This is a genomic window from Exiguobacterium sp. BRG2 (assembly GCF_031844245.1).
Classification (GTDB): Bacteria; Bacillota; Bacilli; order Exiguobacteriales; family Exiguobacteriaceae; genus Exiguobacterium_A.
On the sequence record NZ_JAUZUW010000009.1, the window covers coordinates 129,412 to 142,662 of the forward strand.

Below are 13,251 nucleotides of genomic sequence, written 5' to 3' on the forward strand. Positions count from 1 at the left end.
CCAAGACATGGGTGAATCAATACCCATCCGATATGCTCGTCGTCTGTAATTCCTGCTCGATGAGTGCGATGTTCTCCTCAAAGAACGCCTGGTGATCTTCTCGTCCCCGTTTGATGCACCAGCCGACGGCAGTGAGTGCTTCCCACAAACGATAGTATGCGAGATACGTCTCGATCGGCACGTCTGGGTGTAACGTCGCGTATCCTTCTTGAAATGCCGTGACGTAAATGGAACCGAACGTATTGAGATTACGGACGATCTTCGTGAAGTCCATCTCGACGGCCCCGTAGCGGGTCGTCTCGAAATCGATCACCCCTGTGACTTGATCATCTACCGTTAGTAAATTTGCTAGGCGGAAGTCACAATGTGTGGCAACGGGACGTGAAGGCTCCGGTAACGACTGTTCCCGTCTGACTAACTCTGTTTGGATGTTCTCTAAAAAAACGGGGTCGAGTTCGGTCGTGATGAACGGCATGAATCCATCGAGTTTTTCATTCCGGAAGCGTCGCCAGTCCTGAACCGGATAGGCATAAAATCCATCTTCCGTATATTCGCCGTAGGCTTCTCCTGTACACGTATGCAGCATTGCGAGTGTTCGACCAATTTCGTACGCCAATTTTTTAGTCATCGTGACCGGTGCCTGTCCCGCTAAGGCAGCAAGTACGAACGCCCCTGTCGTCTGCCCGGGAGCTGCTTCAGCTAAGATGTGCGGCACGGGTACAAATCCTTCTAGTGCATGAATCCAGCCACGTTCCCGGTACCACTTTTCAGCCGTATACGGGCGCTTTAAGAAAACGACCTGACCATCCGTTAGGACGAGACGATCGACTTCAGAACTATACGATTCGTCGACAGTCGCGCATGCTGCGACGTCGAGTTGAAAATGTTTAATCCATTCGTCTCGCGTCATTCCGTCGTTCCCACTATTTTCTGTAGCGTTTCACCTGGTAGACCGTCAATCGGTCCAACATAGGTCGATTCAAAACCTAATCCGATCAAAATACGGCGCGACGCTTCATGTGCTGGATCAATCGTCGCCGTGACGACCTGTAGCTCTTCTTCTGTCGCTAACTGTAAGAGACGCTCTGCAATCGCTGTGCCGTATCCTTTTCCCCAGTGACCCGGTAGTAGCATGTAACCGAGCTCTGCTTCAAACGGTTGCGTTTGACTCCGGGTCATGTGCCCGATTCCAATCCATGTCTCTTCGGTATAAATCAGATACGATCCGAGTCGGTCGTGCTGCTGTTGTTCAAGGATTCGCTCAAAGCGTTGTTTCGTTTCCGTATCTGTTAATGCCTGTTCCGTGATGTAACGCATGACACGATCGTCTTGAACGAGCGTCGCGTAGCGATCGTAATCGGACGCTGTTATTTTTCGTAATTCAATCATCTTATTCTCCTCTTCATGTCCGGTAGTCATTGTGGGTTGGGGTGAAGACATCTTCCGTCGACGGACGAACCATCGCAAAATGTTCGACGTTATAATGACCGTGCAAGACTTGATTGTGGTGGGCGATCATTTGCTCCGGCGTCAGGACATCGGACCCGTTCGTCGTATGTCCGTCGGCGACGAGTGTGACATCAAAGCCATGCACCGTCGCACTGCGCACCGCGGTATCGATGCAGTGTTCTGTCTTACAGCCTAAGACGATCAGATGTTCAATCGATGCTTGGCGTAGATGATCAAGCAAGGGGGTGCCATGAAACGCATTCGTCGCCGCTTTATCGAACGTGACACTGGACGCTGGAACGGGAATCGAATCATGGACTGCAAAACCGGGTCCTGTTCCGTCAGCGACGTCCAGATCCCGAATAAAGACGACCGGGATGTTCCGTTCGTCTGCTTCGAGTACGACCGCTTCGATGACATGTGCGACTTGTTCTTTTAAGTATACCGGACGTTCTTCCGTGTTTCCGTCGACGAGTTCCTGTTGAAAATCAATCACTAGGACTGCTTGTTTCATCGTCGTGTTCCTCCTTATAAAAATCGACTGTTTGTTCCCTTCCCGGTAGCATGAGCAATCTCCTGCTGCTCATAGTTATGAAACTTTTAGGCTTTAGGATTCGTTTAGAAGGAGGAAAGGATGTGTCTGCATGATTTGGTTTGGTGTCATCTTCTTGTGTGTGCTCCTCGTCAATCTGACACTCGAGAAACTCATTATGAACCGAACGATGACGGGGCGCTGGTTCGTCCGTAATCTCCTCATTTGTCTTGGAATCACCTTATTACTCTTTGCAATCGAGCGTTATGTCATATCCGGATTCTAAAAAAGCAGATAGCGATTTTCGCTACCTGCTTTTTCATTTAATAGACTTCGTAGTTTTGCCCCGTCTGTGCCCCTTCGACACTCTTTTCGAATGCTGTTGCGACACGTGACGCTGGAACAGCTTCAAACCCACGGAAGAATGGTCCGTACTTTTCGAGCGATTCGATCAGTACGTTCGGACTAACGCTGTTGATTCGAATGCACCGTGGCATCTCGATCGCCGCTGCATGAACGAACGCTTTGACCCCACCGTTCGCAAGCGCCGCGGATGCGCCTTGGCGAATCGGATCGTCCATCATGATGCCAGTCGTCAGCGTAAAGCTTCCCCCATCTCGTACCGACTCCAAACCAAGCAAGACCAGATTGACTTGACCCTTTAGTTTACTGTCGATCCCGATTTGATTAAGAGCCGGTGTTAAGTCCGTTAATGGACCAAAATGAGCACCACCTGTAGCACTGATGACAGCATCAACAGACCCGACTGCTTCATACATCGCCCGAATGCTTTCCTCTGATGTGATGTCGACTTGCACATCCACTCCGCTTCGTCCGGCACGAATGATGTCATGTCGCTCGCTCAACTGCTCTACGACCGCCTGACCAATCGTTCCACTAGCCCCTACTACTAAAATTCGCATGATTCCTTCCCCTTTCACGTCTAGCTTACCTATCTAGCCTACTGCACAGCAGATGATGGTTTCAAGGAATCTACCGGATGGGTTTTCAAGAAGACAAGGATTTCATCAAATAGACGCTGTTTATCCCGGTCGAGCGTCAGTAAATGTTTACTGTTTGGAAGAAGGACCTTTTTCTGGTCTCGGCTTGGCACCGTCGTTTCGATTTGTTCGAGACTTGCCTGGTAGACGACATCATCTAATGCACCAAGGAATAGAGCGATGGGCTGCGTGATCTTCGGTAAGACGATTCCTGTGTCGAGGATGAATTGTTGCAGTGCCCGTAAGTCTTTTTCCGGTCGTGGAAAATGACGGTCGACAAAGTCTGCGATCCACTCTTGTGAACGATCGTCAAATTGAAAATACCGTTCCGTATAACGGCGGACTCTATGTTCGAGTCCCGCAATCGTCCGCTCAAGAATCGGCGTCGAGAGTAAGATGAGTCCTGCGGATCCTGACTGTTCTGCCAGTCGAAGTGCCATCACCCCACCAAGCGATTGTCCGATCAAAAAGATGTCTTTGTGTCCTCGATCTTGTAAAAACGCGAGTCCGGCTTGCGCGGACTGCCAGACGTCTTCGATCGTCGTCTCAAACAAGCGCTCCGGCGATTCCCCGTGCCCGGCGTAATTGGGCGCGTAACAGGTATACCCGGCTACATGTAAAAAGCGAGCGAGCCCCCGCATCTCATTCGCACTACCAGTAAAACTATGTAACAACAAAATAGCAGGTCCAGTTCCTTCTAAGTACAGATCCTTTGATTTCGTAATCAAGTGCGCACCTCCTTTTCATCTCTTCACACTTCCTCTACCGAAACATCCTCCCGTAACGATTCTATAATCCGAAAGCCTGGGTAATCCGCTTCGGATCGTCGTTCTCCACTCGACCGATAATAAGCATTCCAGTAACTGATCATCCGGTCTTCGATTCGCTTCATGTATGCCGGATCATTGGAGACGAATCGCCGCTTCACTTCCAGATTCCATTGCTCGATCACAGGTACGATGATGTCGACGATGTCACGGACGTATTCACTAGCAAGTTCAAGAATATAGACGAGTATCCATTCATCTTGTTGATTTGTTTTGAGTAACTGACGGAGATAACGTTCACGGATGTGACCATCATGATGACGGGTGTAAAGGCAAAATAACATCGTTTGTTGCGTCGACGTCAGTTGTTTAATCCGCTCCGAGTCGACCTCTGATAAGTACAAACGCGTCGGAATCTGTATCCGTTCCTGCTCCAGTCTCATTTCAATCGATCCGGGTGATAAACGCGTCCAGGCAAACGGTAGACACGCTTTAACGACCCGAACGTCCTGTTCATATCGTTTAGGAAATGCAGCAATCCAGCGATTCATCTCGTTCTCCTCTTAATATAAAAACTCCAAACGGCAGACGCTTACACGCCTGTCATTTGGAGTCGATTTGTTTCCTTATTCAACCGTTACTGACTTCGCCAAGTTACGTGGCTTATCGACGTCACAGTCGCGACCGAGTGCCGCGTAGTATGAGATCAATTGAAGTGGTAAGACAGACAAGAGCGGTGACAAGAGTGGCTCGACTGCTGGGATGACGAATGCATCCGTCGGCAATTCAAGACCTTCTGCTGCGATGACACACGCGTTTGCACCACGCGCGACGACTTCCTTGACGTTCCCACGGTTGTTGAGGTGAACGTGTGGTTGTGTCACGAGTGCGATGACCGGTGTGTTATCTTCGATCAAGGCGATCGGACCGTGCTTGAGCTCTCCACCCGCGTATCCTTCTGCTTGGATATACGAGATTTCTTTGAGTTTCAATGCACCTTCCATCCCGACGTATGCATCTTGTCCACGACCGATGAAGAACGCGTTACGTGACTCAGACAAGTATTCTGTCGCGATTTCTTGGAAACGATCTTTTTGAGACATGACCGATTCCATCGCACTTGAGATTTTACCGAGTTCCTTCATGAGATCGAAGTTGACGGCAACCCCTTTCGCTTGAGCGAGGTCAAACGCAAGAACAGCAAGAACAGCGATTTGAGCTGTATACGCTTTTGTTGAAGCAACGGCGATTTCTGGACCCGCGTGGAGCAATAATGTTGCGTTCGCCTCACGTGACAATGTTGATCCTGGAACGTTCGTGATCGTCAGTGCTGGATGACCGAGTTTCTTCGCTTCGACGAGAACCGCACGGCTATCCGCTGTTTCACCTGATTGTGAAAGGAAGAGGAAGAGTGGTTTCTCTGTCAATAATGGCATGTTGTATCCGAACTCAGAAGAGATATGAACTTCTGTTGGAATGCCAGCGATTTGTTCAATCAACTGTTTTCCGATCAAACCAGCATGGTAGCTTGTTCCGCAACCGATGATGTAAACACGGTCACGACCGAGTACGAGATCACGGACTGATTGGTCGAGTGTGATGTCGCCTGCTTCATTTTGATATTGTTGAACGATGTTACGAATGACCGCTGGTTGCTCATCCATCTCTTTGAGCATGTAGTGCGCGTACGTTCCTTTTTCGATGTCTGATGCATCGATTTCAGCCGTGTACGCTTCACGCTCTTGGACGTTACCGTCGAGATCTTGGATCGTGACGCTATCACGCGTCAAGATGATCATCTCGCCATCATGCAACTCGATGAATTGATCCGTTACTTGTAACATTGCCATTGCGTCTGATGCGACGACGTTGAACGTACCGTCACCGAGACCAACGAGAAGTGGTGATTTGTTTTTTGCGACGTATAAGACGTCTGGATTTTCAGCATCGATCAATGCGAGGGCATACGAACCGTGCAAGACACGGAGTGTTTGACGGAATGCTTCCGCGACGTCACCTGTCTCGTTGAAGTTCTTTTCGATCATCTGAACGATGACTTCTGTATCCGTGTCGCTGAGGAGATCGACATTCAATTCTGCTTTTAGCTGCTCATCATTTTCAATGACGCCGTTGTGCACGAGTGTGAAACGTGCTGACGCACTTTGGTGCGGGTGCGCGTTTGGTACGCTTGGGACACCGTGTGTCGCCCAGCGTGTGTGTCCGATTCCGACTGTTCCGTCTGCATCTGCAGGAACGACTTCGCGTAGCGCAGCAATCCGGCCTACTTCTTTATGGACTTGGACGCCGTCGTTGACGAACGCAAGACCTGCCGAGTCATAGCCGCGGTACTCGAGCTTCTCGAGACCTTTTAATAAAATTTCCTTCGTGTTGACCTGTCCGATCATACCTACGATTCCGCACATGTTACATCTCTCCATTTACAAGTATTTCCCTGAAGAGGAAACGGCTCTTGTTGAGAGGATCCCGATCGGTCTGTTTGTCCGTCCAATCACTTGGACGATTTCAGAACGATTTACGGTATGGATCTGGTACCGGGAGGCATCCGCCGAATGATTCGATAAACCTCCACCTCGTCAGCTTTCGTCCTATGGAGAAAGCCCTGGCGCTTCTTGTTTCTGTCCGACCCCGTTTCTGTCCGACTTCACCATCATACGAACTTTAATCTGAAAAAGCAAGAAAGGTAACGTATTTGTAACTATTCCCGATATTTTTCTAATCAATACGTATAATCCCTATATTTTGTAAAAATCTCAATCTGTTTTTCTAAAATAATTGTAAAAAAAGAAGCAGAGCAATCGCTCTGCTTCAGGCTGCTTAGTTTTCTTGTAACGCGTAGTTCTCACGAACGACGTTCGCGATCCGCTCGACGTATGCATCACACGCTTCTTGTGTCGGAGCTTCTGCCATGACACGAACGAGTGGTTCTGTTCCTGACGCACGAACGAGAATCCGTCCGTTGCCCGCCATCTCTGCTTCGACTTCAGCAATGATCGCTTGCACGGCAGGACCGCTCATTGCACCATTTTTGTCTGAGACACGGATGTTAACGAGACGTTGTGGGAAGATCGGCATCTCAGCTGCGAGTTCCGATAACTTTTTCCCTGTCGCTTTCATGATTTGCAACAACTGGACGCCTGACAACATGCCGTCCCCTGTCGTTGAGTAATCCATGAAAATGATATGCCCCGACTGTTCACCACCGAGCGTGTAGTCGTTCTTACGCATCTCTTCGACGACATAACGGTCACCGACCGCTGTCTGAAGTGCCGTCATCCCGTTTTCTTCCACGGTTTTATGGAAGCCGAGGTTACTCATGACCGTCGCAACGATCGTGTTGTCTTTCAGACGACCAAGTTCATTCAAGTATTTTCCGCAAATGAACATGATTTTATCGCCATCGACGATATCACCGTTCTCATCGACTGCAATCAAGCGGTCGCCGTCTCCATCAAACGATAAACCAACGTCTGCGCCTTTTTCCTTAACGAAGGCAGCGAGATGTTCTGGGTGTGTCGAACCGACACCATCATTGATGTTGAGTCCGTTCGGAGTTGTACCGATCGTCGATACTTCTGCTTCCAAGTCACCGAATAGACGTGGTGCGAGGCTTGACGTTGCACCGTGTGCGCCGTCGATCGCGACATGGATACCTGAGAAATCTTCATCCGATGTCTGGCGAAGCATATGAAGATATTTTTGTGCACCTTCGTAGTAATCGTGAACGAAACCGAGTTCTTTTCCAGCTGGACGTGGTAATGTATCTTCTGCTTCATCGAGTAATGCTTCGATTTCAAGCTCAGTTGCGTCATCGAGCTTGAAGCCATCTGAACCGAAGAACTTGATTCCGTTATCTTCAACTGGATTGTGCGATGCAGAAATCATGACTCCCGCTGTCGCATCCATCGTTTTTGTCAGGTACGCGACACCCGGTGTCGAGATGACACCAAGACGCATGACTTCTGCACCGATTGATAAAAGACCAGCGATGAGTGCGTTCTCAAGCATTTGACCAGAAACACGTGTATCGCGTCCGATCAAGACTTTTGGTCGTGTGCTTTCGTGTTTCGTCAACACGTAACCACCTGTTCGACCGAGGCGATATGCTAGTTCCGGTGTCAATTCTACGTTTGCGACGCCGCGTACGCCGTCAGTTCCAAAATACTTACCCATGTGTTATTTCCTCATTTCACTAATTTGTTTTAATTGGTCGGAACGGATGTCCGCGGAACAGCTTTTAGCGTGACATCCATATTATCCGGACGCAGGACATCAAAGGCTTTTGACGTCTGATACGAAATCGGCAATCCGTGCGTTCCTTCTTTTAGTCCCGTCACATCGATGACCGCTTTGATATCCGTCGCATCGATCGATGCTAAATCAGATTCTTTCCCACGGACAATGACATCAATCGTTTGGTTGTAATCAATCGTATACTTCGATTCATCAAACCCATTCAACGTGACCGTCACACCCGGAATCGTTTTCTCTGCCCGATCTTCGACGGTTTCCGTCGTCGATTTCGCATTTTCCTTTTCGACAACGATATTGACGGTGACCTGTGTCGGATCCATCGCTGTCGCATTTTCTGGCTCAACAAGTTTGACGGTTTTTTCTGTCGTCTTCGTCAGTCCTTTGAGCGAGACCGCTTCCGTATCAACGGAACCGATCCGCTCTAACTCTTCTTTTGTTCCATATAGACGAGCTTCCGTCGTAACGGGAACGATCTTGACGACGGTATATCCTTTTTTGACGTCATCTTTTGTCTGCACATTGATCGGTACCGTCTTACTTTCCTTATAGATCGGTACTGTGATTTCTAGTTGCTCTGGTTGATAAGATGCATTGATCGTATTCCCGTTCGCATCGGTCGCTTTGGCATTGAACGTCTCTTTAAACGTCTCTGCCCGACCAGTTACATCGATCGGTACTTGGATCGCTGAAATCGCCTGTAACTTTTCTGCGCCTCCCGTGACTTCAACGGTTTGTTGGTTCGGTTGTGCTTCCCCAGCGACATATCCTTCAGCGATTTTGTTTTTATTGAGTAAGGCGACTTGTACCGGTACTTCCTTTGTAATCTTCTTATCGAGGAAGACTTCGATCGTCTCCTGCTTCGGCGTCACCTCGACATCTTTTCCGAAGCCAGTTGCTGTGACACGGACACGATGATAGCCAGGGTCAAGTCCTTTTAAATCAATCGATAACCCAAAATCATGAACGAGCCGAAGCATCGTCAAGCTACTCGATGGACCTTTAACGGTTACCTCCATCGTATTTGGAATATTATAGGCGACCCACTGCGATTCATCATACTGGACCGTGACCGGCACGTCAAATTTCGTCGAACCTTGACCCGCGATCGGCAGCAGACTAGCGGCGTCACTTTTTCCTGTCGTATTCGAACCTGCCACCATCAAATACAACATGACGGCTAAGACGACCGCAACAATGCGTAAAAACCAGCGTTCATTGAACCATTTTTCGAACATTATTTTTTCGCCCCCATCCAGTTCAAGAAGGAAGTATTCGTCTGTTCGACCTTAACGATCGTCTCAAGCAACTTCGTCCGTAAGGATTCTTCATCGAGTTCCCGGTACAGACGTCCATTGATGGCGAGTGAGACACCGCCCGTTTCTTCCGAGACGACGAGCGTAACACTATCCGTTACTTCACTGACACCGATTGCAGCGCGGTGACGTGTTCCAAGCTCTTTTGAGATATGTGCACTTTCTGACAACGGTAAGTAACAAGCGGCAGCTGCTAACTTGCCTTGCTGGACGATGACGGCGCCATCATGTAATGGTGTATTCGGAATGAATAAGTTGATCAGCAACTGACTCGTGATTTGTGAACCAAGCGGAATGCCCGTCTCTACGTATTCACTCAGTCCTGTCTCACGTTCAATCGTCACGAGTGCTCCAATACGGCGTTTTGACATGTACTGGGCAGACGATACGAGCGCATCGACGATTCGAACTTGTTCATCTTCATCACTGATCGCACTACGTGAGAAGAATTTACTCGTTCGTCCTAAGTGTTCCAGTCCACGCCGGAGTTCGGGTTGGAAGATGATGATGATCCCCAGTAACCCATAGGTGATAATTTGATTGAGTAAGAATTGAAGTGTTTTAAGTCCAAAAAAGCCACTCAGGAACCAACTGATCAAAATGACCGAAATCCCTTTAATGAGCTGGACCGCTTTTGTTCCTTTGACGATGATCATGAGACGGTAAATGACGAACGTCACGACCGCAATATCAATCACGTCATTAATATAATCGTACCAATGTACGTTTTCTCCCAGTTTCAACAATTGAAATTGAAGTGGTTGCCAGCTGAAGTAATTCACCAACCGTGCCCCCTAACTCATCTGATTTAAACAGTTTCCATTATAGCACAAAGGGACGAGTTCGACTCGTCCCAGCTGATTATTGAAATAGACGCTTGATTCCGTACCATACGCGTTCGAATAATTGATCGATTTCCTTGATTTCTCCGGTCACGCTACCAGCACTCGCCGTGTACGCTTTCCCGTCAACGGTCATGACGTCGCCATTAACTTTCCCTTCGATTCGGACGTTCCCGCCTTCGACATAGAGATCTTGATCGACCGTGACGCCTTTTGGCACGACGACCTCACCATTTTGAGCGACGATGCCTGGTGCATTCGTATAAGATAAGTCATGTTCTTCCTGTGCCATATAACCACCAAGGCTACCGACCGACAAAAGTAAGAAAACAGCCGCGGCCGCGAGCAATGGGTATTGCTTCATCTTCCCTCCAAAACGGGACGGTTGCGGTTGGTGCAGTAAAGCAGCGCTCGGCGTATCCACCTGGTCGGGCAATTGTGCCAGCACGCGGGATGTAAAATCTGCCGATAATTTGGGCGCTGGAAGTTGACGCAGTCGAGCATCAAGGAGTCGATACTCTTCGAACTCGTCCATCGCGTCCGCTTCCCGTAACTCTGCTTCCAATCGCTCGAATTCCTCAGGTGGTTGGTTTTGATCTAAATAATCCTGAATCCGTTCATGTACATGCTCTCGTGACATGGTGAGTTCCTCCTTCTCATCGTTTGGCAAAATGCTTCTTCAGCGCTTCCCGTCCACGATGAATTCTAGTTTTGACAGTAGCGACAGGTAATTCGATCATTTCACTGATTTCCTTTAGTGAAAGATCCTCTATATATTTCAGGACGAGTGGGACGCGGTATTTTTCTGGTAAAGCCGCAATCGCATCCCCGACTTCACTTCGTTGCTCGTTATCGACCACTTGGTCCTCCGGCAAGGTGTCCTTGCTCTCGAGTTGTGAATACAATGTCAGTCCTTCAGTACCTGACATCTCAGCATCAAGAGAATAATCAGGTTTCTTTTTCCGTAATCGGTCAATCGATACGTTCGTGACGATTCGGTACAACCAAGTCCGGAACTTCCATTGTGCATTATACGAATCAATCTTCGTAAATACACGGATGAAGGCTTCTTGTGTCGCATCCTCCGCTTCCATTCGATCGCGCAAGACACGGAAAGCCACAAGAAAGGCACCTTCCTTATATAGATCAACAAGTGCCGCGAATGCATCACGGTCTCCCTGTTTCACTCGCTCAATTAAGCGTAGTGTCGTTTCTTCCACTTTGAATACCCCCCGCTCTATGCGGTCAATCTCTTATACGAAGTCGACCGATAAATGTTTCATCTCCTTTTAAATTGTAACAAAAAAAACTTGAACCCCGATAAAAAGAGTTCAAGTTCTATCCATTATTTTACTAAGCGATGTGTTTCCATTGCCAAAAGTAAATCTCCGATCAGTTCATTCGCAAGTTCCGCGGTTCCGTTTCCTTCTTCAAGCAAAGGATTCACTTCAACGAATTCAGCTGCAATGAAGTCTTCTGCCGTTGCGCAATGCTGGAGCACCGTCTTCGCATCGTCTAAGAAAATACCGTCAGCGACACGTGTTCCTGTACCGACGACGAGTGATGGATCGAGACCGTCCATATCGAAGCTAAGATAGAACGCATCTGTCGTTTCCTTCAAATAAGCAATTGCTTCTTCCATGATCGCGTCCATTCCCCGAGTTCGGATCGCTTCCATATCATAGACACGAATACCAAGACGATCGATCAGCTCTTGTTCCCCTGGATCAACGTCACGTAATCCGATGAAGACGAGGTGTTCCGGTTGCAGCTTGATATCTGTTCCTCCGACTTCCGTTAAACGCTGATGTCCTTCCCCAAGGGCTACAGCGAGCGGCATACCGTGGATGTTACCAGACGGTGATGTTTCCGGTGTATTCAAATCACCGTGTGCATCGAACCAGATGACGCCAAGACGTGGTACAGTTTGACGAAGCCCAGCAATCGTTCCGATCGCCATGCTGTGATCGCCACCGACTAACAACGGAAAACGTTGTTCCGATAACGCGTCACGTACGATCAGGTGCAAATCATTCGTCGTATGGACGACGCCTTCCAAACGTTTCAGCTTCGGATCTTCTTCCCGGACTGCATCCTCGGATAAGACAGACGCTTCCCCGTAGCGTACTGCTTCTTGTCCCCGTGCTTCGAGTGTCGCGAGTAGACCCGCTTTTTCGACAGCTGCAGGTCCATGTTCAGTGCCTGGCTTTCCTTGCCCATAACGGTATGGTACGCTGATATACGCGATGTTCATACGATATTCCCCCTATGTCATAGTCACTTCTACATATATTGTAAGCGGTAGCAAACGAGTGGTTCAACTCAACAAAAAAACGCATGAATATACAAAAAAACACCGTGAAGGGAATCACGGTGTTCTTGCGTACGTACTCTGGTTATGCTTGGCATTTCATATAAAAAAAACTTAAGACGAACGAAACTCGCTTAAGATCTTTAAATAAAATTGGTGGAGCCTAGCGGGATCGAACCGCTGACCTCCTGCGTGCAAGGCAGGCGCTCTCCCAGCTGAGCTAAGGCCCCGAAAGAAAAAGCGGAAGACGGGATTCGAACCCGCGACCCCGACCTTGGCAAGGTCGTATTCTACCACTGAACTACTTCCGCAAGAAATGAGCCATGCAGGATTCGAACCTGCGACCCTCTGATTAAAAGTCAGATGCTCTACCAACTGAGCTAATGGCTCGACATGGTGGGGGGGGGCGGATTCGAACCGCCGAACCCGAGGGAGCGGATTTACAGTCCGCCGCGTTTAGCCACTTCGCTACCCCCCCAGTTTGTCTAGGAAAATTATACAATTGAGAAAAACAGTGCCGGCAACAGGAGTCGAACCCGCGACCTACTGATTACAAGTCAGTTGCTCTACCAGCTGAGCTACACCGGCACAAAAAATATAATGGTGACCCGTACGGGATTCGAACCCGTGTTACCGCCGTGAAAGGGCGGTGTCTTAACCGCTTGACCAACGGGCCGTTGGCTCCGCAAGTAGGATTTGAACCTACGACCTACCGGTTAACAGCCGGTTGCTCTACCGCTGAGCTATTGCGGAATAAATTAAAA

General features: G+C 48.8%; 14 protein-coding genes and 7 tRNA genes. 1 reads left to right on the plus strand and 20 read right to left on the minus strand.

Annotated elements, in window-relative coordinates:
* Positions 1-16: 16 nt before the first annotated feature.
* The 3 genes from Q9R23_RS12395 to Q9R23_RS12405 are packed head-to-tail and all read right to left on the minus strand — an operon-like array spanning position 17 to position 1,963.
* Positions 17-910 (minus strand): phosphotransferase family protein, encoded by an 894-nt coding sequence (locus Q9R23_RS12395; protein ID WP_311247160.1) that lies wholly within the window; start codon positions 908-910, stop codon positions 17-19.
* Positions 907-1,389, minus strand: a complete 483-nt coding sequence (locus tag Q9R23_RS12400; RefSeq protein ID WP_311247161.1) for a GNAT family N-acetyltransferase — start codon at positions 1,387-1,389, stop codon at positions 907-909. Before Q9R23_RS12400 ends, Q9R23_RS12395 begins: the two co-directional genes overlap by 4 nt.
* Before the next feature lie 13 nt (positions 1,390-1,402).
* On the minus strand, positions 1,403-1,963 hold the full coding sequence (locus Q9R23_RS12405; RefSeq protein WP_311247162.1) for an isochorismatase family protein: 561 nt from the start codon (positions 1,961-1,963) through the stop codon (positions 1,403-1,405).
* 130 nt (positions 1,964-2,093) lie between these two features.
* Between Q9R23_RS12405 and Q9R23_RS12410 the strand changes: the two genes are divergently transcribed.
* Complete coding sequence (locus Q9R23_RS12410) at positions 2,094-2,267, plus strand: hypothetical protein (protein WP_311247163.1); 174 nt, start codon at positions 2,094-2,096, stop codon at positions 2,265-2,267.
* A 37-nt stretch (positions 2,268-2,304) separates the two neighbouring features.
* On the opposite strand, the gene Q9R23_RS12415 is transcribed toward Q9R23_RS12410, so the two are convergent.
* From Q9R23_RS12415 to Q9R23_RS12495, 17 genes are all read right to left on the minus strand, one after another.
* On the minus strand, positions 2,305-2,904 hold the full coding sequence (locus tag Q9R23_RS12415; protein WP_311247164.1) for a short chain dehydrogenase: 600 nt from the start codon (positions 2,902-2,904) through the stop codon (positions 2,305-2,307).
* Between the two features lie 38 nt (positions 2,905-2,942).
* Positions 2,943-3,710, minus strand: a complete 768-nt coding sequence (locus Q9R23_RS12420; protein ID WP_311247165.1) for an alpha/beta hydrolase — start codon at positions 3,708-3,710, stop codon at positions 2,943-2,945.
* A 23-nt stretch (positions 3,711-3,733) separates the two neighbouring features.
* Positions 3,734-4,300, minus strand: coding sequence for a hypothetical protein (locus Q9R23_RS12425; RefSeq protein WP_311247166.1), 567 nt, complete (start codon positions 4,298-4,300; stop codon positions 3,734-3,736).
* Positions 4,301-4,375: 75 nt separating this feature from the next.
* Positions 4,376-6,172 carry a glutamine--fructose-6-phosphate transaminase (isomerizing) gene (gene glmS / locus Q9R23_RS12430; RefSeq protein ID WP_214809556.1) on the minus strand — a complete coding sequence of 599 codons (1,797 nt, stop codon included), beginning with the start codon at positions 6,170-6,172 and terminating at the stop codon, positions 4,376-4,378.
* A 412-nt stretch (positions 6,173-6,584) separates the two neighbouring features.
* On the minus strand, positions 6,585-7,940 hold the full coding sequence (glmM, locus tag Q9R23_RS12435) for a phosphoglucosamine mutase (RefSeq protein WP_029343107.1): 1,356 nt from the start codon (positions 7,938-7,940) through the stop codon (positions 6,585-6,587).
* A gap of 29 nt (positions 7,941-7,969) precedes the next feature.
* Entirely contained in the window at positions 7,970-9,256 is a 1,287-nt protein-coding gene (locus Q9R23_RS12440; RefSeq protein WP_311247167.1) for a CdaR family protein, read from the minus strand.
* Entirely contained in the window at positions 9,256-10,116 is an 861-nt protein-coding gene (gene cdaA, locus Q9R23_RS12445) for a diadenylate cyclase CdaA (RefSeq protein ID WP_056064589.1), read from the minus strand. The genes Q9R23_RS12440 and cdaA overlap by 1 nt, the downstream gene beginning before the upstream one ends.
* Before the next feature lie 79 nt (positions 10,117-10,195).
* Positions 10,196-10,816, minus strand: coding sequence for an anti-sigma factor (locus tag Q9R23_RS12450; protein WP_056064592.1), 621 nt, complete (start codon positions 10,814-10,816; stop codon positions 10,196-10,198).
* A gap of 16 nt (positions 10,817-10,832) precedes the next feature.
* The gene (sigW, locus tag Q9R23_RS12455; RefSeq protein ID WP_056064595.1) at positions 10,833-11,396 is read right to left on the minus strand and encodes an RNA polymerase sigma factor SigW; all 564 of its coding nucleotides are present in this window, start codon (positions 11,394-11,396) and stop codon (positions 10,833-10,835) included.
* Positions 11,397-11,521: 125 nt separating this feature from the next.
* Positions 11,522-12,430, minus strand: a complete 909-nt coding sequence (gene rocF, locus Q9R23_RS12460) for an arginase (RefSeq protein ID WP_311247168.1) — start codon at positions 12,428-12,430, stop codon at positions 11,522-11,524.
* A 211-nt stretch (positions 12,431-12,641) separates the two neighbouring features.
* Positions 12,642-12,717 (minus strand) — tRNA-Ala (locus tag Q9R23_RS12465).
* A 9-nt stretch (positions 12,718-12,726) separates the two neighbouring features.
* Positions 12,727-12,798, minus strand: a tRNA-Gly gene (locus tag Q9R23_RS12470).
* Between the two features lie 6 nt (positions 12,799-12,804).
* Positions 12,805-12,877, minus strand: a tRNA-Lys gene (locus Q9R23_RS12475).
* Between the two features lie 4 nt (positions 12,878-12,881).
* Positions 12,882-12,965, minus strand: a tRNA-Tyr gene (locus Q9R23_RS12480).
* A 37-nt stretch (positions 12,966-13,002) separates the two neighbouring features.
* Positions 13,003-13,075 (minus strand) — tRNA-Thr (locus Q9R23_RS12485).
* Positions 13,076-13,088: 13 nt separating this feature from the next.
* A tRNA-Glu gene (locus tag Q9R23_RS12490) sits at positions 13,089-13,163 on the minus strand.
* Positions 13,164-13,165: 2 nt separating this feature from the next.
* Positions 13,166-13,240: transfer RNA gene (locus Q9R23_RS12495), tRNA-Asn, on the minus strand.
* Between the last annotated feature and the right edge of the window lie 11 nt (positions 13,241-13,251).